Here is a 20189-nt window from a genome sequence, read left to right as displayed (position 1 = left end):
TCCGCCGGATCAGCTCTTGTCGACCGCGGTGCCGTGGTCCTCCAGCGCCTTCAGGCCCGGGTCCATCACCACGTCCTCGGCGCGCGCCTTGGTGGTGGGCGCCTCGGGGAAGTGGCAGGCCGTCAGGTGGCCCTCCTTGTTCCCGTCGAGCCGGACCAGCGGGGGCTCCTCGGTCGCGCACTTGTCCTGCGCCTTCCAGCAGCGGGTGCGGAAGCGGCAGCCGGACGGCGGGGCGATCGGCGAGGGGACGTCGCCCTCCAGCCGGATGCGCTCCCTCTTCTCCGCGTCGATGTCGGCGTCCGGCACCGCGGACAGCAGCGCGTGCGTGTAGGGGTGGCGGGGCCGGTTGTAGATCGAGTCGCGGTCCGCGATCTCGACGATCTTTCCGAGGTACATCACCGCGACGCGCTGCGAGAAGTGCCGCACGATCGCCAGGTCGTGGGCGATGAAGACGAACGCGATGCCCATCTCCCGCTGCACTTCCTGGAGCAGGTTCACGACCTGGGCCTGGATCGACACGTCGAGGGCCGAGACCGGCTCGTCGGCGACGATCAGCTTGGGCTCCAGGGCGATGGCCCGCGCGACGCCGATGCGCTGGCGCTGGCCGCCCGAGAACTCGTGCGGGAAGCGGTTGTAGTGCTCGGGGTTGAGACCGACGATCTCCAGGAGTTCCCGGACACGCTGCTCCCGGCCGCCCGGCGGGTTGATCCCGTTGATCTCCATCGGGCCCGAGATGATCGTGCCCACGGTCTGCCGGGGGTTCAGCGAGGCGTACGGGTCCTGGAAGATCATCTGGATCTCGGACCTGACCGGCGCCAGCTCCTTGCGGCCGGCCCTGCTGATGTCCCGGCCCTTGTACTCGATGGTGCCCGAGGTCGGCTCGTACAGCCGGGTCAGCAGCCGGCCGGTCGTCGACTTGCCGCAGCCGGACTCGCCGACGAGGCCGAGACTCTCCCCCGGGAACACCTCGAAGTCGACGCCGTCGACGGCCTTCACCGCGCCGACGGTACGCCGGATCGGGAAGCCGCCCTTGATCGGGAAGTGCTTGGTCAGACCGCTGACTTTCACCAGCGGTGCGGCGGCCTCGTCCCGCTGCTGCGGGATGGTGTCGGCGACCGCCGTGGTCGTCTTGCTGTTGTCGCTCATGGTGATGCCCCAGTCGCCGGTTTCCGCTCAGCCCAGCCGGGGCTGAATCGTCTCGATGAAGACCTGCTGCCGCTGCTCCTTCGCCATATGGCAGGCCGCGGCACGTCCCGGGGCGAGCGCCGGGCGCTCACCCGAGCAGCGCTCCCCGGCAACCCGGTCGGTGAACGCGCACCGCGGGTGGAACGGGCATCCCGTGGGCGGGTTGAGCAGCGAGGGCGGCGACCCGGGGATCGGCAGCAGCGGCTCGTCGACGTCGGAGGAGAGCCGCGGCATCGAGCCCAGCAGACCCCAGGTGTACGGGTGCTCGGGCGCCTTGAGCACCTCGCGCACCGTGCCGCGCTCCACGGCGCGGCCCGCGTACATCACCAGGATGTCGTCGGCCATGTTGGCGACCACACCGAGGTCGTGGGTGATCATGATGATCGCGGAGCCGAACTCCTGCTGGAGGTCCTTGAGCAGGTCCAGGATCTGCGCCTGGACCGTCACGTCGAGCGCCGTGGTGGGCTCGTCGGCGATGAGCAGGTCCGGGTCGCAGGAGAGCGCCATCGCGATCATGGCGCGCTGCCGCATACCGCCGGAGAACTGGTGCGGGTAGTCGTCGACCCGCTTCTGCGGGTGCGGGATGCCGACCTTCTCCAGCAGGTCGATGGCGCGTACCCGGGCGTCCTTCTTGGAGGCGCCCGTGTGCTTCATGAACGGCTCGCCGATCTGCCGGCCGACCGTGTAGTACGGCGACAGCGCGGTCAGCGCGTCCTGGAAGATCATCGCCATCTTCTTGCCGCGCAGCGTCTCCAGCTGCTTCTCGCTGGCGTCGGTCAGCTCCTGGCCGTCCAGCCGGATCGACCCGTCGACGGCGGTGTTCTTGCGGTTGTGCAGGCCGAGGACGGCCAGGTTGGTCACCGACTTGCCGGAGCCGGACTCGCCCACGATCCCGAGGGTGCTGCCGCGCTGCAGGTCGAAGGAGAGCCCGTCCACCGCCTTGACGATGCCGTCCTCGGTGGAGAAGTGGACCTTGAGGTCGCGCACCGAGAGAAAGGCGTCCCCCGCGGCGGCGGCCGCGGCCTCGTCGGGCTTGGTCTGAGTGGTCACGGTGGTTCTCCTAGGACAGGCGCACGCGCGGGTCGATGACGGCGTACAGGGCGTCCACGATCAGGTTGAAGACGATGATGAGCGCGGCGCTGATCAGCATGACGCCCATCAGCATCGGCAGGTCCTTGTTGGTGACGGAGTCCAGTGCGAGCCGGCCGAGCCCGGCCAGGCCGAACGTCAGCTCGGTCGCCATGCCGCCTGCCAGCAGCGCGGACAGGTCGATGCCGAGGATGGTGATGATGGGGATGAGGGAGCCGCGCCAGGCGTAGCGGAAGAAGGTGTAGTTGCCCGACATGCCCTTGGCGCGGGCCGCCTTCACATGCTCTTCCTGGAGCTGCTCGACCATCGAGGAGCGGCTCATACGGGTGTAGTTGGCGGTGAAGATGGTCGCCAGCACGACCCAGGGGATCAGCAGGCCCATGAACCAGCCGCCGGGATCCTCGGAGATCGGCACGTACTTCGGCTTGTCGAGCCAGCCGGTGCTGTAGACGAAGGCGAGCAGGAGCAGCGGGCCGAGGAAGTAGATCTGCAGGGAGCTGATGACCAGCGAGCCGGTGCTGAACACCTTGTCCAGCCAGGTGCCGCGGAACTTGGCGGCCAGCAGGCCGGCGCCCAGTCCGACGGTGAGGAAGACCACCAGGCTGCCGATGGTGAGCCAGACGGTCAGCGGGAAGCGGTCGAGGATGGTGTCCCAGACGTTCTGGTTGTTGGCGAAGGAGACGCCGAAGCAGGGGGCGTCGCAGTGGCCGACGGCGAAGTCACGGCCCGCGAAGATACCGACCAGGAAGTCCCAGTACTGGACGGTGACCGGCTGGTCGAGGCCGAGGTTCTTGTGAATGATCTCCAGCGCGTCCGGAGTGCAGTTCTTGCCACAGGCCAGCAGGGCCGGGTCCTGCGGGATGGCGAAGAACATGAAGAACGTGAAAGCACTGATCAACAGCAAGATCAGCGCCGCGCCGAACGTCCGGCGAATGAGGAATTGAAGCATGGCAGGCAGCTGCTCTCAGGACGGCGGCGATCGGGAGGGGTCTGCGGGATGTCCGGGGCCCGGTGGGGGCGCTCCGCCGCGCGTCCCCCACCGGGTTCCCGGTCTGACGGTTACTTCTTGAGGAAGATCCGGGTGACGTCCACGTAGCTCGAGTCGGAGCTGTAGCGGATGCCGCCGATGTTCGAACCGAAGATCTGGAACACCTTGGTGTAGTAGATCGGGGCGGCCGGGTTGATCTCCGTCGAGATGTACTCGCTCAGCTCGGCCCAGGCCTTGGTGGCCTCCGTCGCGTCGGTGATCTTCTGGATGCGCTTGATCTCCGAGTTGACGTGGTCGTCGTTGATGTGCGAGTAGTTCGACGAACCGTCCTGGAGCTGCGTACCGTCGTAGACCGGCGGGATGACCGTGGAGGCGGACGGCCAGTCCTGGCCCCAGCCGGTCATGTACAGGTCGAAGCCGTTCTTGACCTTGCCGACCTGCTCGTACCAGGTGGCGGAGTCGATCTCCTTCTTCTGGATGTCGAGACCGATCTTCTCCAGGGCGGTGGCGATCAGCACGGCCTGCTGCTGGCGGACCGGGGTGTTGCCGTAGGCGTAGACGAGCTTCTTGCCCTCGAAGCCGCCTTCCTTGATCAGCTTCTTGGCGGCCTCGATGTCGCCGTTGGGCTTGGACTCGCGGTTGAACGGGTCGAAGGACTCGTCGTAGCCCGGCGTGGTGGGCGAGATCAGCGAGTTGGCGACCTCACCGCCGTAGGCACCGCCGTCGGCCTTGAAGACCGAGGTGGAGGGCAGCGCCAGGGTGATGGCGTCCCGGAGCTTCTTGTCCTTGACACGGTCCAGGTTGAAGTTGAGCTGCCACACGTAGGGCGCGTAGCCCTGGATGGTGCGCGCCATGGCCGTCTTGTCGCTCACCACCTTCTGCAGCTGCGTGGTGGCGACCTGGCCGGTGAACATCATCGCGTTCTTGGCTTCGCCCTGGTCGGCCAGGAGGGTCTTGGTCTGGTCCTCGTCATCGTGGTTGACCTCGATGGCGAAGCCGTCCACGTACTGGTGGCGCACCGAGTCGGACGTGGCGTCCCACTGGGGGTTCTTCACCAGCGTCATGGACTTGCCCGGCTTGAATTCGGAGATCTTGTACGGGCCGGTGGAGACCGGGTCGGTGTCGTACTTCTCCTTGGTGTCCGTCTCCTCCGGGACGACGCTGTAACCCGGCATGGTCAGCGTCTGCGGGAGGTCGGGCTGCGCGTCCTTGAAGTGGAAGACGATCGTTTTGTCGTCCGGCGTCTCCAGGACGCTGTCGGGCAGGTGCTTGCCCTTGTCCGGCCCCGCGTACGCGTCGCGGTAGGTGGTGCCGGCGCCGGACAGCCACTGCTGGAGGTAGACCGGACCGTCGGTGATGTACGAGGTGTACAGGCGCTCGACCGTGTGGCGGATGTCCGCCGCGTTGATCGGGTTGCCGTTCTCGTCCTTCAGGTTGTCCTTCAGGGTGTACGTCCAGGTCTTGCCGCCGTCCGAGGCCGTACCGGCGTCGGTGGCGAGGTCGCCCACGACGGTCAGGTTGCCCTTGTCGTCCTCGGAGTACTGGGTCAGACCGCGGTAGATGAGGCGGCTGAGGAGCTTGCCGTCCGACACGTAGATCTGGCCCGGGTCCAGGTGGGAGAAGTCCGTCTCCTGGTAGACGGTCACCGTGCCGCCGGCCTGGGCACCGGTCACCGCGGGGGCCGGACCGGTCGACGCCTTGGCGTCACCGATCTGCACCGGCTTGGACTGCGACTTGGCATCCTCCTTGCTCTTGCTGTTGTCCTTGGCGGAGCTGTCGCTGCCACCGCCGCAAGCGGTCAGGGTCAGGGCGCCGGCGGCGACCGCGACTATGGCGGCCGTGGCGGTGCGATTGCGGAAGATGCTCATGGGGACGTATCCACCTGCCTGTGAGTAGTGAGCAATGCTGGTACGTGACCGGTTCCGGGCTGTGGAGCCCCCGGGACCGGCCGGGCGAGCGTGTGGGGGGAAAACCTGCCGGGGTTCAGCGTCCGGTCTTGGGATCGAAGGCGTCCCGCACCGAGTCACCGAGGAGGTTGAAGGCCACGACGAAGATCACCATGGCCACGCCGGGGAAGAGCATGTAGTACGGGTCCTGCTCCACGATGTTGGCGCCGATGGAGAACATCCGCCCCCAGTCCGGGGTGGGTTCGACGTATCCGACACCCACGAAGGACAGGAACGCGATGCTGAGGATGGTGCTCGGCAGGGTGAGGGTCGCCTGCACCAGCGTGGGAGTGACGATGTTGGGCAGCAGTTCCTTGCGGATGATGCGCCAGGACGAGGCTCCGGAGATGCGCGCGGCCTCGATGAACTCCCGGTCGCGCAGGGACAGCGTGGCGGCGCGGACGATGCGCGCCATGCTCATCCACCCGAGGAAGGACAGCACGATGATGATCGCGGCGGTGCGCACATAGGTGGGCGTCTCCTCGTCGGGGGCGACGAACACCGTGGTGATGACGGGCATCGCCGCGACGAAGAACAGCTGGTTGGGAAGGGCCATGAAGAAGTCGGTCATCCGGCCGAGCCAGTAGTCGACCTTCCCGCCGAAGTAGCCGCCGGCGAGGCCGATCAGCACGCCCGTGACGGTCATCAGCAGGGTGGCGGCCAGCGCCGTGAGCAGCGAGGTCCGGATGCCGTACACGAGCTGGGTGAAGACGTCGCGGCCGAGGCCCGGTTCGATACCGAACCAGAACTCGCCGTCGATGCCGCCGGCCGGCTTCGCCGGCATGGTGAACATGTCCAGCAGTTCGGGGTTGTCCTGCCCGTACAGGGTGTACGGGTCCTTGCCGTACAGCTTCGCGATCAGCGGTGCCGCCGCCGCGATCAGGAAGTAGAACAGGACGATGACGGCGGAGACCACACCGGTCCGGTCACGCTTGAAACGCGCCCACATCAACTGCCCGGGACTGCGCCCCTCGAGCTTCTTCGACTCCTTGGCGCCACCGGGGGGCACGCTCGCTTCGTCCAAGACGGAAGAGGCTTCAGCACCCTCAATCTCGATTGGACTCGTCATGATTCGTCCATTTCACAGGTTGGAGGTCGTCGGGAGTGCACGGCGACCCGACGGCCTTCGCACGGCGTACGTCATGCGCAGCGCGCGAGGGGAACAACGACGGAGGGGCGACACCAGCCCCCTGGGGAACCCTGGTTCGCGGTCGGCGCCTACCGACCGAGGGAACGGGCCGTCGAGGAAGTGCGCGTCGACGCGTCGCTGCCGCAACCACCATGACGGGACCGGGCGAACCCGCGGGGCCTACACCTGTCCTCGGGGACGACGCGACCCGTAGGGCGCTCGTGGCCACCGCGCATGGGTTCCTCCTCATGAATCCATAGGTTCCGCAAAGGGAGCGTGCGACGCAGCACCGCACCGCCCGTCGCCGGTGCCGGAGTTGCTCGGGTGCCCCCGCGCTCGTGAGTGGGCGCCGCCTCAGCGTGTGACCCGTTCTGTCCGAGCTCTACGCGCCTAACTATCTGCCATGCGCCAAGGCCGAACCACACCCCCGAGGTCTCGGTTCGATCACAGCTCGCGCTAACATCTTCCAAAATCCGGACAAACAGTTTGGTGAGAGATCCCTGCGAAACGGACTTGTTACACGCCTACCGGCGACAGGTGTCCGGTTTCCGGACGCATGAGGGAGGAAATTCGATTGCGATGAACACGGCCGGCGTGCAAGGTGCCCCGCGGACTCCGGGGCCCTCCGAGTGCTCGCGCCGAGGCCGTTGCGCCGCCGGCGCGGTGGCCGGCGCCGGCCCGCGGACGATCCGTCACGGCCGTCTTTCGCAAGCAGGGTAGTGGGCGCGGCGCCGTCAGAGGGGCACACCGCGGCAAATAGAGGGTTTTCCCTACCCCTGTACCGTCGGCCGGCAGCAGTTCAGTCGCCCCACCACGTCGTCAACGACGACACCGGGCATCCCGCCTGGCGGGATGCCCGGTGTCGTCGGGTGCGGTGGCTGATCAGCCGTGCTTGGCGCGGCTCGCGGCGCGGGCGCGCTCGCGCGCGTCCAGGTTCACCTTACGGATGCGCACCGCCTCCGGGGTGACCTCCACGCACTCGTCGTCGCGGCAGAACTCCAGCGACTGCTCCAGCGACAGCTTGCGCGGCGGCACGATCGACTCGGCCACGTCGGCCGTCGAGGACCGCATGTTGGTGAGCTTCTTCTCCTTGGTGATGTTGACGTCCATGTCGTCGGCGCGGGAGTTCTCGCCGACGATCATGCCCTCGTACACCTCGGTGCCCGGCTCCACGAAGAGGACGCCGCGCTCCTGGAGGTTCGTCATCGCGAACGCGGTGACGGCACCGGAGCGGTCGGCGACCAGGGAGCCGTTGTTGCGGGTCTGGAGCGTGCCGAACCAGGGCTCGTGGCCCTCGTGGATGGAGTGGCCGATGCCCGTGCCGCGGGTCTGGGTCAGGAACTCGGTCCGGAAGCCGATGAGACCGCGGGAGGGGACCACGAACTCCATGCGCACCCAGCCGGAGCCGTGGTTGGACATGTTGTCCATCCGGCCCTTGCGGACGCCCATGAGCTGCGTGACCGCGCCCATGTGCTCCTCGGGCACGTCGACCGTCATGCGCTCGACGGGCTCGTAGACCTTGCCGTCGACCTCCTTGGTGACGACCTGCGGCTTGCCGATGGTCAGCTCGAAGCCCTCGCGGCGCATCTGCTCGACCAGGATGGCCAGCGCCAGCTCACCGCGGCCCTGCACCTCCCAGGCGTCCGGACGCTCGGTGTCCAGGACGCGGAGGCTGACGTTGCCGATCAGCTCGCGGTCCAGACGGTCCTTGACCTGGCGGGCGGTGACCTTGCGGTCCTTGACGGCCGCCTTGGCGTCGGCGCCCTTGCCGGTGCCGCCACGGCCGACCAGCGGGGAGGTGTTGGTGCCGATGACCATGGAGATCGCGGGCTCGTCGACCGTGATCAGCGGCAGCGGGACCGGGTTCTCCGGGTCCGCGAGGGTCTCGCCGATCATGATGTCCGGGATGCCGGCGACGGCGCAGATGTCACCCGGGCCGGCCTTCTCGGCGGGCTTGCGGGTGAGCGCCTCGGTCATCATCAGCTCGGAGATGCGCACGTTGGTGACGGAGCCGTCGCGCTTCATCCAGGCGACGGTCTGCCCCTTCTTCAGCTCGCCCTGGTGGACGCGGAGCAGCGCGATACGGCCGAGGAAGTTGTCGGCGTCCAGGTTGGTGACGTGCGCCTGGAGCGGGCCCTCCTCGTCGAAGGTCGGGGCCGGGATGTGCTCCAGGATCGTGGAGAAGAACGGCTCCAGGCTGGTGGAGTCCGCCGGGACCGTGCCGTCCTCCGGCTTGGTCAGCGAGGCGATGCCGTCGCGGCCGCAGGCGTAGACGATCGGGAACTCGATCTGCTCCTCGTCCGCGTCCAGGTCGAGGAAGAGGTCGTACGTCTCGTTGACGACCTCGTCGATCCGGGCGTCCGGCCGGTCGGTCTTGTTGATGCACAGGATGATCGGCAGGCGGGCCTGGAGCGCCTTGCGCAGCACGAAGCGGGTCTGGGGCAGCGGCCCCTCGGAGGCGTCGACGAGCAGCACGACACCGTCGACCATCGACAGACCGCGCTCGACCTCGCCACCGAAGTCGGCGTGGCCGGGGGTGTCGATGATGTTGATGGTGATCGGGTCCCCGCCGTCCTTCGGGTGGTACTTCACCGCGGTGTTCTTGGCGAGGATCGTGATGCCCTTCTCACGCTCCAGGTCGTTCGAGTCCATCATGCGGTCGTCGACCGAGTCGAGCTGGTGGGCGGCGAAGGCACCGGCCTGCTTGAGCATGCCGTCGACGATGGTCGTCTTGCCGTGGTCGACGTGGGCGACGATGGCTACGTTGCGAATGTCGTGGCGCGTGGCCATAAAGCGGCGTTCTCCCGGAGTGTGAGGGCGGCCCTGCTGCGTACGTCTGTGTTACGCGGGCCCTGCCGGGCTTGACATGCCACGGCCTCACCCCATGGTACGTGGCCCCGCGGGAACTGACCTCCGCAGGGCCACGCAGCTCACTCCCCCGTGCCCGTCGCCTCACTCCCGGGACGGGGCTCGCGTCACTCCCGGGACGGGCTCGCGGCGATCCGCGCGCCCTTCTTGAGGAAGCCCATGTCCTCGTAGACCGGCGTCTGGAAGCCGAAGGCACCGGCGTTGACCACGCTCTTCTTCGCGGCCGTGAGCTGGGGGCGCTGGTAGAGGGGAATCGATCCGGCGGCCGCCCAGATCCGGGCGTCGGCCCTGCGCAGCAGGGACCGCTCCTCCTCCGCGTCCAGCGTCGAGATCGCCTGGTCGAACAGCTGGTCGACCTGGTCGGTGCCGACGCGGGTGTAGTTCTGCTGGACGCTCAGCGAACCGTCGGCGGCCGGCACCGGCTTGGCGTAGATCGGCCGGGCGTCGGTGGCGGGGTAGGCGGAGGCGGGCCAGGAGTACAGCGCGAGGTCGTACTCGCCGGAGGCGATGTGGTCCTTGAAGTAGCTCTCGTCGGAGACCTTGGTGATCTCGGTGCCGATGCCGACCTGGTCCAGCATCCGGGTGATCCGGCCGGCGACCGCGTGCAGGGGCTCCGAGCCCGCGCCGCTCGGCAGCACGAACCGCAGGGTGAGTGCCTTGCCGTCCTTGGCCAGCGCCCCGCGCGCGGCACCGGCCGGGGCGGCGGTGCCCTGGGGGGCGTAGGCGCCGGGCGGGCCCTGCTGGTCGACGGACCGCTTGCCGTCCTGGGCGAGCTGCCGGACGCGCTCCTCACGCTCGCGTCCCGCCTCGCCCGGGGCCTTGTCGTCCTCGCCGACGATGTACGTGCCGTCGTCGTCGCCCTCGGACCGGCCCTTCTCGGACCTGGCGCCCTTCTCTCCTGCCTCGCCCTTCTCGCCTTTCTCCGTTTCGCCCTTCTCCCCCTTCTCGCCCTTCTCCGTTTCGCCCTTCTCGCGGTCCTCGCCCTCGGAGCCGGCCGCCTTCTCCGTCTTCTTCCGCTCCTCGACCGGGCCGCCCGACACCCAGCCGGCGTCCGCGAGCAGCGCCTGGGCCTCCTTGGTGTCCTGCCCGCCGAGCGCCCCGCTGCCGTCGGCGTACGCCTCCTGCCCGGACAGGGCGAGGTGGCTGCCGACGGGGACGGCGGGCAGGCCCAGCGGCTCGAGCACCACCTCGACCAGTTCCTCGCGGTCCAGCGCCCGGGCCACCGCCCGGCGCACCCGCTCGTCGGCGAGCGGGCCGTCGGCGCCGTTCAGGGCGAGCTGCGTGGAGGCGGGCTCCAGCGACTTGCGCACCTCGAAGTCCCGCAGCGCCTTCTGCTGGCGTTCCCAGGTGGCGATGGCCTTGCTCAGCTTCCTGCGGGCGTGCGTCTCGTCCTCGGCGGCGTCCTCGTCGGAGCCGTGGGCCAGGGCCCAGGACCGCAGCGCCTTGGCCGCCGTACGGCCGCCGCCGGGGCCGGCCAGGGGTCCGGCCCCGCCCTGGGCCGCGCCGTCGATGCGCTGGGCGGCGGCCGGGTCGATCTCGGCCAGGTCGATCTCGCCGGCGGCGAGCGCGGCGGCCCGCTTCTCGCGGGGCACGGCCGTCAGGACGATCTCGGAGAGCTTGGCGGGCCGGCCCCACCAGCGCGGGTTGGGGGTGAGCCGGATCCGGTCCTCGTCCCGGTCGACCTGCTTCACGGCGAACGGCCCGGCGGTGACCTTCAGCTTGCGCCGCGCCCCGTCGTTGAACGAGTCCGGCGTGCCCATGACGTCCTTCGGGTACAGCGGCGAGAACAGCGACTGCCAGTCGGCGTAGGGGCGGCCGAAGGTGACCCGGACCTCCAGGTCGTTCGCGCCGCGCTCGATCTTCTCGATGCGGTCGTAGCCGGCGTTGCGTGCGGTCCAGTAGGCGCTGTCCTTGCCGGACAGGGCGCGCCACTGGGCGGCGAAGTCGGCGGCGCCGATCTCGCGGCCGTCGCTCCAGACGGCCTGCTGGTTGAGCTTGTAGAGGACGACCTGCTTCGGCTCGGTCTCGACGACCTCGGCGGACTCCAGGTAGTCGGGGTTGCGCGCGGGCCGCCCGTCGGCGGCCAGCCGGTACATCGACGGCAGGACGGCCTGGGCGACCCGGGTGGTGGTGGCGTCGGCGTCGGACTGGAAGGCGTTGAAGGTCTCCGGCAGGGCGTCCACCGCCCAGCGCAGGGTGCCGCCCTCGGCGACCTGGACGCGGTCGGCCCGGGCGATGTCCTGGGGTGCCAGCGGTTTGCCGGCCGGGTCGTCGGTGCCGCAGCCGGCCAGCGTGGGCACCGCGAGCGCGCCCGCGGTGAGGAAGGCGACCGAGCGCATGACCGCGCGCAGTCCGACGCCGTCGTGGGACATCTCAGGTACCTCCGGGGAGCCGCTGCCGCCGGTCGCACGCGCCGGTGACACGAGTGCGTTCTGTTAGTGCGTCCTGTTAGTGCGTTCTGTTCACATTTGGCGGTATTTTGGAGTTGATCTGATCTACGGCCCACTGAAGAGGAAAGGGTTCGCCTGTCGGGGACGACACGGCGGCGGAGGCGGGCAACCTCACCCGCGTGGAGCAACGCGCGCCCCCGGCGCACACAGAGCGTGTCCCGCGTGTGTCCGGGGGCGTGCGTCGGCCAATCGCTGCACACGCCTTCACATCCACAGGTGTGACGCGCAACACTCGCAGGCGCATGAGCGTCGCCGTCCAGGGCCACCGGCCCGCGGAAGTGAGGTCACGTCATGTCCGTGCACGACGATCTGACAACGGTCCAGCGCTGCCTGGACGACCTGGCACGGTCCGTGGGCCGTCTGGAGCAGCAGCTCGGCAGCGGCGGTCTGGACATGCGCCGCGTCCGTACCGACACCGACCACCTGCGCGAGAGCGTCGCGCTGCTGCGCGCGGCGGTCGCCACGCCCGCCGCGGCCAAGCGCCCGGACCTCGTCACCATCCCCGACACCCCCTACGACGACTCCCTGTGGATCGACACGGACGACGAGGGACTCGGCGCCCGTGACCGACGCGCCCCCTGAACCGTCCGGAGTCCCGAGCCGACCGGAGTCATGAATTGGCCACTGGTACGGAACCTCCCGCCACCGACCCCCATGCGCCCCGCGGCGTGCACACCGCCACGCGCGCCGCGATCTCCGCGCCCCATCTGCGCACCGACCGCTGGTGGCTGGCCCCCGCCGCCACCGCGGCCGGGCTGCTGGCCTTCGTCGTGTACTCGACCTGGCGGGCGTTCGCGGACGCCGACTACTACGCGGCCCCCTACGTCTCGCCGTTCTACTCGCCCTGTCTGGCCGAGCGCTGCGTGCCCATGCGCGCGGGCCCGAACTGGGAGGTCTTCGGCGGGTGGTGGGGCATCTCCCCCGCGATCATCATCCTGATCTTCCCGCTCGGCTTCCGCCTGACCTGCTACTACTACCGCAAGGCCTACTACCGGGGCTTCTGGGCGTCCCCGCCGGCCTGCGCGGTGGCCGAGCCGCACCGCACGTACACCGGCGAGACCCGCTTCCCGCTGATCCTCCAGAACGTCCACCGGTACTTCTTCTACGCGGCCCTCCTGGTCGCCGGGATCCTCACCTACGACACCGTGCTCGCCTTCCGCGACGAGCACTACGCCTGGGGCCACATGGGCCTGGGCACCCTCGTCTTCCTGATCAACATCGTGCTGATCTGGGCGTACACGCTCTCCTGCCACTCCTGCCGGCACATCGTCGGCGGCAAGCTCAAGCACTTCTCCCGGCACCCCGTCCGTTACCGGATGTGGCAGTGGGTCGGCACGCTGAACGCCCGGCACATGCAGCTCGCCTGGGCGTCGCTGCTGAGCGTCGCGCTCGCCGATCTCTACGTCTATCTGGTCGCGTCCGGCGCCTTCGACGATCCGCGCTTCTTCTAGACGAGATGAGTGGGGCCTTCTGATGTCCGTGGTCGACCGGCAGGAGTGGGACGTCGTCGTGGTCGGGGCCGGTGGCGCCGGCCTGCGCGCCGCCATCGAGGCGCGCGAGCGGGGCGCCCGTACGGCCGTGATCTGCAAGTCGCTGTTCGGCAAGGCGCACACGGTGATGGCCGAGGGCGGCATCGCGGCGGCCATGGCCAACGTCAACGAGCACGACACCTGGCAGGTCCACTTCCGCGACACCCTGCGCGGCGGCAAGTTCCTCAACCAGTGGCGGATGGCCGAGCTGCACGCCCAGGAGGCCCCGGACCGGGTGTGGGAGCTGGAGACGTGGGGCGCGCTGTTCGACCGCACGAAGGACGGCCGGATCTCGCAGCGCAACTTCGGCGGCCACGAGTACCCGCGCCTCGCGCACGTCGGCGACCGCACCGGCCTGGAGCTGATCCGCACCCTCCAGCAGAAGATCGTCGCGCTCCAGCAGGAGGACTACCGCGAGACCGGCGACCACGAGTCCCGGCTGAAGGTCTTCCAGGAGTGCACGGTCACGCGTGTCCTCAAGGACGGCGGGCGAGGCGAGGCGGGGGTCCCCCCGGCCGAGGACCGGGGGAGGGTCGCCGGCGTCTTCGCCTACGCACGTGAGACGGGCCGCTTCTTCGTCCTGGAGGCGCCCGCCGTGGTGATCGCGACCGGCGGCATCGGCAAGTCGTTCAAGGTGACGTCGAACTCCTGGGAGTACACCGGTGACGGGCACGCGCTGGCGCTGCTCGCCGGGGCACCGCTGCTGAACATGGAGTTCGTGCAGTTCCACCCGACGGGGATGGTCTGGCCGCCGTCGGTGAAGGGCATCCTCGTCACCGAGTCCGTGCGCGGCGACGGCGGGGTGCTGCGCAACTCCGACGGCGAGCGGTTCATGTTCGACTACATCCCCGACGTCTTCAAGGAGAAGTACGCCGAGACGGAGGACGAGGCCGACCGCTGGTACGACGACCCGGAGAGCAACCGGCGGCCACCCGAGCTGCTCCCCCGCGACGAGGTCGCCCGGGCGATCAACACGGAGGTCAAGGAGGGCCGCGGCTCCCCGCACGGCGGGGTCTTCCTGGACGTGTCGACGCGGATGCCCGCCGAGGTGATCAGACGCCGGCTGCCGTCGATGTACCACCAGTTCAAGGAGCTGGCCGACGTCGACATCACGGCGGAGGCGATGGAGGTCGGGCCCACCTGCCACTACGTGATGGGCGGCGTCGCCGTCGACTCCGACACCGCGGCGGCGCGCGGGGTGCCGGGGCTGTACGCGGCCGGGGAGGTGGCCGGCGGGATGCACGGCTCCAACCGGCTCGGCGGGAACTCCCTGTCCGACCTGCTGGTGTTCGGACGCCGGGCTGGACTGCACGCCGCCGGGTACGCGACGGCCGCGGCGGCGGACCGCCCCCGGGTGGACGACACCGAGGTGGCCGCCGCCGCGGCGGAGGCGCTGCGCCCGTTCTCGGCCGAGGCGGAGGTGGAGGAGCCGTCCGGAGGGCCGCCGGAGAACCCGTACACCCTCCACCAGGAGCTCCAGCAGACGATGAACGACCTGGTCGGCATCATCCGCCGGGAGGCGGAGATGGAGCAGGCCCTGGAGAAGCTGGCGGAGCTGCGGGTACGGGCCCGCCGGGCCGGTGTCGAGGGGCACCGGCAGTTCAACCCGGGCTGGCACCTCGCCCTGGACCTGCGGAACATGCTCCTGGTCAGCGAGTGCGTGGCGCGGGCCGCGCTGGAGCGCACCGAGTCGCGCGGCGGCCACACCCGTGAGGACCACCCGGCGATGGAGCGCCCGTGGCGCCGGATCAACCTGCTGTGCCGACTGACCGACCCCACGGGCGGGCTCGCGGCGACCGACCCGGTCCGCGGCCAGATCGCCCTCGACCGGGAGACCACCGAGCCGATCCGCACCGACCTGCTGGCCCTCTTCGACAAGGAGGAGCTGGTCAAGTACCTCGCCGAGGAGGAGCTGTACGAATGAGCGGCTACCAGGCGCGTTTCGAGGTGTGGCGCGGCGACACGGACGGCGGCGGCCTCCAGGACTTCACGGTCGAGGTGCACGACGGCGAGGTGGTCCTCGACATCATCCACCGCCTCCAGGCCACCCAGGCCCCCGACCTCGCCGTGCGCTGGAACTGCAAGGCGGGCAAGTGCGGTTCCTGTTCCGCGGAGGTCAACGGGCGGCCCCGGCTGCTGTGCATGACCCGCATGTCGGTGTTCGACCGGGCGGAGACGATCACCGTCACGCCGCTGCGCGCCTTCCCGGTCGTCCGGGACCTGGTCACCGACGTGGGCTTCAACTACACCAAGGCGCGGGAGGTGCCGGCCTTCGTCCCGCCCGCCGGCCTGGCCCCCGGCGAGTACCGGATGATGCAGGAGGACGTGGACCGGTCGCAGGAGTTCCGCAAGTGCATCGAGTGCTTCCTGTGCCAGGACACCTGCCATGTGGTCCGCGACCACGAGGAGAACAAGCGGGCCTTCGCCGGACCGCGCTTCCTGATGCGGGTCGCCGAGCTGGACATGCACCCGCTGGACGCGGCGGAGGAGACCGGGCTGGACCGCAGGCGCGCCGCCCAGGACGAGCACGGTCTCGGCTACTGCAACATCACCAAGTGCTGCACGGAGGTCTGCCCCGAGGACATCAAGATCACCGACAATGCGCTGATCCCCCTGAAGGAGCGGGCCGTGGACCGCAAGTACGACCCGCTCGTCTGGCTCGGGAACAAGATCCGCCGACGGGCGTGAGCGGTGCCGGGGCGCGCGAGCCGTGCCGGGGCGCGCGCGAGCCGTCTCAGGACGACGTGCGAGACCCGGCTCAGGGCCCGTGAGACCCGGCTCAGGACGACGTGCGAGACCCGGCTCAGGCGGCCTTCGCGCGCAGGTACCCGGAGTGCGCCACGCGGCCCAGGAAGGTGAACCGGGTCTCCCCGGCCATGTGCCGGTGGAACGCCTCCGTGATGCCGGGCCACTTCGGGTGCCCGAAGTCGTCCAGTACGACGATGCCCCCGGGGGCGGCGACCTTCTCGGCCCACTCCAGGTCGGCCGCGACCCCGGCGGCGGAGTGGTCGCCGTCGACGACGATCACGCCGTAGGAGCGGTCGGAGACCAGGGCACGGACCCGGGGGTCCTCGGAGAAGCCCCGCTGGACGCGGGCCGCCGCGCCGGCCGGGCCCGCCAGGGAGAGGTTGGTGCGCACGGCCGCCTCCCGCACGGGCGTGCCGGACGCGTCGTCGCCCATGGTGGCGCCGGGCTGCACCTGCGTTCCGGCGAGCGGGTCGACGATGGTCAGCCGCGGGTCGCGCCCCGCGCGTTCCATCATCCGGATCAGGGCCGCGCCGAACATCCCGTACAGGGTGCCGATCTCCAGGATCTCGTCGTTCGGCGGGTCCAGCAGCGGCACGGCGGACAGCTTGCCGACGATGTTCATGGTGCCACCGGCGATCCGGCCGACCCCGAGCGCCTCCAGCGCGACGAGCAGCCGGAACGCCTGGGCGGCGGTGCGCTCGGCGCCGGCCCGGTCCCCGGTCACCTCGGCGAGCTCCGCGATCAGGCGCTGGAGAGCGGCGGCGGACGGCACCCGGGACACCCCGCGCCCGGTGCCGTCGAAGAACAGCTCCAGCGGGTGCCGCTGGTCGCGGTGCGCCTCCGGCCGCCGCGCCGCGCCGGCCGGGGTGCCGCCGGTCCCGACGAGGCGCCGGACCTGGCGTTCGATGCGCTGGTCGATGAGGTGTGCCACCGGGCGCAGAGCCCGGCGGACGGCCTTGCCGGTGAGTGGTGATCGCATCGGAGTGTGACCCTCGCAGAGGTAGGGGACGAGGACGCTAGGACGTCCACAGCCCATGCACAACCGCGACGGCGGGCCATCGGGGAGAAGCCCGGATGACGTGTGGCCGACGCCTGGGTTACATCCCGGGCGTCCGACCGGACCGGACGGCCTCCGCCGGTCCTCAGCGGACCCAGCCCTCCCGGTACGCCGTCCAGTCGGACTCCGTGGCCGCGAAGTCGACGTACAGGGCGACGCCGAAGGCGGCGCGGTCGGCGTCGGTGCGGGACAGGCCGAGCCGGACGCCGCGGACGCCCGCCGGGACCGTCTCGGCGTGATCCCAGTGGCCGACATCGTTCTCGTGGAAGAACGGCAGGCCCATGAGGAGGTCGGTGCCGGGCGGGGTGGCCTCCAGGGCGAGCGAGGTCTGCTGGGCGACGTAGCCGGCGTAGGCGCTCTCCATCAGCTGCCCGGTGTCGTACGACATGACGGCGATCTGATCGACGCGGCGGGCGACCTGGCCGAAGAACTCCTGCGACCACCACTTCGGGTGGCCGGTGACGGCGCCCCGGACGGAGTGGAGACCGGGCAGCGGGTCGATCTGGTGGGCGGCGACGGAGAGCGGGGCGTCGTGCGCACCGGTGACGTCGTGCAGGCTGTCGAGGAGCGTGAGGTAGTTCCGGTCGTCGGAGTGCAGCGGCTCCAGGTCGAAGTGGGCGCCCTGGAAGCCGGCGGCGAGGATCTGCCGGGTGGAGGTGACGACGTTGGCGCGCGTCCCGGCGTCCTCGAGCCGCATGCCGTGGGGGCTCTCGCTCGCCAGGACGTCACCGAGCCAGGCCTGGACCCTGACGCCGGGCATCGCGCGGTGCACGGCCGCGATCAACCAGCGGGCTTCGGGGTAGGCCGTCGCGGGGAGCGTGCCGTCGTGTTCCAGTGGGCCGGCGTGCACGTACAGATCGTGGATGCCGGTGTCCTCCAGCCGGGCGGCCAGGGCGGTGACGTCGGCGTCCTTCTTCCGGCCGTCGACCCAGGCGTGACCGAGCCAGATCGCGTCCCGGCCCCGGGTGCGGGCGCCGTCGGCGGGGTCGCCCATGGAGTTGACGCTCAGGACGACCTGGGAGGCGAGGACGGGGAGGAGGACCAGGAGGACCAGCACGAGGACGGTCCGGCGGGCGCGGCGGAGCCAGGGGCGGTGGGGGCGCCGGAGGGTGGGGGGCTCGGCGGGCCGGGCGGCGGCGGAGGCGTCGGCGGCATCGGGGACCTCGGGTGGGGCGGTGGCCGGGGCGGCGACGCGCGGATCCGTTTCCGCGCCCGCGTCCCCCTGCGTCCGTGACTGCGACGGTGGCTGTGCCTGCGACTGCGACGGCGCCTGCGGCTCTGATTGCTGCTGCGGCTCTGACTGCTGCTGCGACTGCGACTGCGCTCCCGTTTGCGCCGACTGCCGATCCACCGGTTCCCCTCCCCTGTCGCCCGGCCACACGCCTCCCACCTCGGGCGTATCCCGCTCGCGTGGCCGCATGGGCGGTCATACGCTCCGAAAGGTGACGCCATCGCTCTACCGAGGCCGGCCCCGGCGGGCCACGTCGCACATATCCGTGCGGGTGGCCCTTGCCGCGTGGGGCGGCGTCGCCGGGGCGCTGTGGCTGGTGTTGCCGGGGATGACGTCGGGGACGGACGCTCCGGTTGCGATCACCCGTCCGGCGTCCGCCGCTCCGACCTCGGACTCTCGCGCACTGGACTCTCCCGCACCGGACTCTCCGGCGCCGAACTCTCGGGCGCCAGACTCTCGGGCTCCAGACTCTCGGGCTCCAGACTCTCGGATGTCCGCCGCACCGGTGTCCGCCGCACCGATGTCCGCCGCACCGATGTCCGCCGCACCGGTGGAGGACGGCACGTCCACGGCCGACCTGGTGCTGCCGCTCGTGGCGGTCGGCGCGGCGGGCGCGGTGGCGGGCTACGGGTACGTACGGCGCGTCCGCCGCGCCCGTGGCCGGACGACACCGGGCGGAGCGGGCACACCTCCGCCGACGCGTTCCTCGCCGCCCCTGGCCGAACTGGACGAGCGGGCCCGTGCGGCCCTGGTCGAGGCGGACGGCCGCGTCCGGACCGCCCGCGGGGAACTCGGCTTCGCCGAGGCCCGGTTCGGGGCGGAGGCCGTGGCCCGGTTCGGCCGCGCGCTGCGGGACGCGGAGGGCGAGCTGGCCGCCGCGTTCCGGATACGGCAGCGCTTCGACGAAGGGGTGCCGGAGGAGGCGGCGGCCCGGCGGCACGCGCTCGCCGGGGTCGTCGGGCGGTGTGAGGAGGCGGGTCGGCGGCTGGACGCGGTGGCCGGCGACTTCGCGCGGCTGCGGGGGCCGGCGGAAGGGCCGGGCGGGGCGTCGGAGGTGGCGGAGACACGGTTCCGTGAGCTGACGGGCCGTACGGGCGCGGCCGAGGCGGTCTTGGTGGAGATCGGTGCGCGCTACGCCGCGACCGCGACCGCTTCCGTCGCCGGGAACGTCGAACAGGCCAAGGACCGGCTGTTCTTCGCCACCGTACGCCTCAACCTGGCGCGTCAGGCCAGTGATTCGGGGCGGTCCGAGGACGCCGCCCGGCATCTGTGGGCCGCCGAGGGCGCCGTGGTGCAGGCGGCCGTCCTTCTCGACGGCGTGCACCGGTTGGCCGCCGAACTGCGGGAGGCCGAGTCGATGGTCCCGGCCGCGCTGACCGGCGCCGAGGCGGACCTGGCGGCGGTGCGCGGCCCGGCCGTCCCCGGGGGCGAGATCCTCGTCCCGCTGTTCCACGCCGACACCGTCCTCGCCGCCGTACGACAGGAGGTGACGGCTCGTCAGCCGTACGACCCGGTGGGCGTCCTGCGCCGGATCGTGCGCGCGACGGCGCCTTTCGCCCCGGGCCGGTCCGGGGTCCTGTCGGCCGCCGCCCGCCTCGCCGCCGGCAGCGCCACCGCCGCCGCGGACGACTTCGTCGCGACGCACCGGGGTGCGGTGGGCGCCACGGCCCGTACCCGCCTCGCGGAGGCCCGCCGCCTTCTGACCACGGGCACCACGTCCGACCGCCTCCGCGCCGACACCCTGGCCCTGGAGGCACGCGCCCTCGCCGAACAGGACGTACGCCTGCGCGGTAACCCTCTTCCCGAGGCGGCCGGCGAGGAGAGCGGAACCGCAGGAGCCGTCCTGGGCGGCATCCTGCCGGGCACCGGCACGGACATCGGCACGCACATCGGCCCGTACGGCCCGGTGGGCTTCGGCCGGTTGTAGGACCGGGCGTATCAAGGCCCCCAGGGGCCCCCGCACTTGTAG

At 70.7% G+C, this 20189-nt stretch carries 14 protein-coding genes and 1 pseudogene; 6 read left to right on the top strand and 9 right to left on the bottom strand.

Going from position 1 to position 20189, the window contains the following annotated elements; translation table 11 throughout:
- Positions 1–9 precede the first annotated feature (9 nt).
- From ACFV9M_RS24320 to ACFV9M_RS24290, 7 genes are all read right to left on the bottom strand, one after another.
- On the bottom strand, positions 10–1146 hold the full coding sequence (locus tag ACFV9M_RS24320) for an ABC transporter ATP-binding protein (protein WP_385067307.1): 1137 nt from the start codon (positions 1144–1146) through the stop codon (positions 10–12).
- Positions 1147–1173: 27 nt separating this feature from the next.
- Complete coding sequence (locus ACFV9M_RS24315; protein ID WP_385067309.1) at positions 1174–2235, bottom strand: ABC transporter ATP-binding protein; 1062 nt, start codon at positions 2233–2235, stop codon at positions 1174–1176.
- 10 nt (positions 2236–2245) lie between these two features.
- Positions 2246–3223: an ABC transporter permease gene (locus ACFV9M_RS24310; protein WP_385067312.1), complete on the bottom strand. Its 978-nt coding sequence runs from the start codon at positions 3221–3223 to the stop codon at positions 2246–2248.
- A gap of 110 nt (positions 3224–3333) precedes the next feature.
- The gene (locus ACFV9M_RS24305) at positions 3334–5130 is read right to left on the bottom strand and encodes an ABC transporter substrate-binding protein (protein WP_385067314.1); all 1797 of its coding nucleotides are present in this window, start codon (positions 5128–5130) and stop codon (positions 3334–3336) included.
- A 115-nt stretch (positions 5131–5245) separates the two neighbouring features.
- On the bottom strand, positions 5246–6277 hold the full coding sequence (locus ACFV9M_RS24300) for an ABC transporter permease (protein ID WP_385067317.1): 1032 nt from the start codon (positions 6275–6277) through the stop codon (positions 5246–5248).
- Between the two features lie 942 nt (positions 6278–7219).
- Positions 7220–9127 (bottom strand): translational GTPase TypA, encoded by a 1908-nt coding sequence (gene typA / locus ACFV9M_RS24295; RefSeq protein ID WP_385067320.1) that lies wholly within the window; start codon positions 9125–9127, stop codon positions 7220–7222.
- A 185-nt stretch (positions 9128–9312) separates the two neighbouring features.
- Positions 9313–11577, bottom strand: a complete 2265-nt coding sequence (locus tag ACFV9M_RS24290) for an ABC transporter family substrate-binding protein (RefSeq protein WP_385067322.1) — start codon at positions 11575–11577, stop codon at positions 9313–9315.
- A 369-nt stretch (positions 11578–11946) separates the two neighbouring features.
- Here ACFV9M_RS24290 and ACFV9M_RS24285 point away from each other — a divergent pair, with 369 nt between their 5' ends.
- Genes ACFV9M_RS24285 through ACFV9M_RS24270 form a run of 4 tightly spaced genes read left to right on the top strand, consistent with a single transcriptional unit; the run spans position 11947 to position 15872 of the window.
- Positions 11947–12237, top strand: coding sequence for a hypothetical protein (locus ACFV9M_RS24285; RefSeq protein WP_385067325.1), 291 nt, complete (start codon positions 11947–11949; stop codon positions 12235–12237).
- 35 nt (positions 12238–12272) lie between these two features.
- A complete protein-coding gene (locus ACFV9M_RS24280) occupies positions 12273–13106 on the top strand; it encodes a hypothetical protein (RefSeq protein WP_385067327.1) in 834 nt (277 codons plus the stop codon).
- 22 nt (positions 13107–13128) lie between these two features.
- Entirely contained in the window at positions 13129–15108 is a 1980-nt protein-coding gene (locus ACFV9M_RS24275) for a fumarate reductase/succinate dehydrogenase flavoprotein subunit (RefSeq protein ID WP_385067330.1), read from the top strand.
- Positions 15105–15872 (top strand): succinate dehydrogenase/fumarate reductase iron-sulfur subunit, encoded by a 768-nt coding sequence (locus ACFV9M_RS24270; RefSeq protein ID WP_385067332.1) that lies wholly within the window; start codon positions 15105–15107, stop codon positions 15870–15872. Before ACFV9M_RS24275 ends, ACFV9M_RS24270 begins: the two co-directional genes overlap by 4 nt.
- 115 nt (positions 15873–15987) lie before the next feature.
- On the opposite strand, the gene ACFV9M_RS24265 is transcribed toward ACFV9M_RS24270, so the two are convergent.
- Positions 15988–16911, bottom strand: coding sequence for a class I SAM-dependent methyltransferase (locus ACFV9M_RS24265; RefSeq protein WP_385067335.1), 924 nt, complete (start codon positions 16909–16911; stop codon positions 15988–15990).
- A 163-nt stretch (positions 16912–17074) separates the two neighbouring features.
- Positions 17075–18340, bottom strand: a complete 1266-nt coding sequence (locus tag ACFV9M_RS24260) for a hypothetical protein (RefSeq protein WP_385067337.1) — start codon at positions 18338–18340, stop codon at positions 17075–17077.
- Between the two features lie 165 nt (positions 18341–18505).
- Between ACFV9M_RS24260 and ACFV9M_RS24255 the strand changes: the two are divergent.
- Together ACFV9M_RS24255 and ACFV9M_RS24250 are read left to right on the top strand one after the other, a co-directional pair.
- A pseudogene (locus ACFV9M_RS24255) lies at positions 18506–18682 on the top strand (hypothetical protein); the annotation flags it as partial.
- Positions 18683–18740: 58 nt separating this feature from the next.
- The gene (locus tag ACFV9M_RS24250) at positions 18741–20147 is read left to right on the top strand and encodes a hypothetical protein (protein ID WP_385067339.1); all 1407 of its coding nucleotides are present in this window, start codon (positions 18741–18743) and stop codon (positions 20145–20147) included.
- Positions 20148–20189: the final 42 nt, after the last annotated feature.

The sequence above is a fragment of the Streptomyces sp. NPDC059895 genome, assembly GCF_042731035.1.
GTDB lineage: Bacteria > Actinomycetota > Actinomycetes > Streptomycetales > Streptomycetaceae > Streptomyces.
The sequence above is the reverse complement of the archived record's forward strand: the minus strand, read 5'-3'. Positions and strand labels throughout refer to the sequence as shown.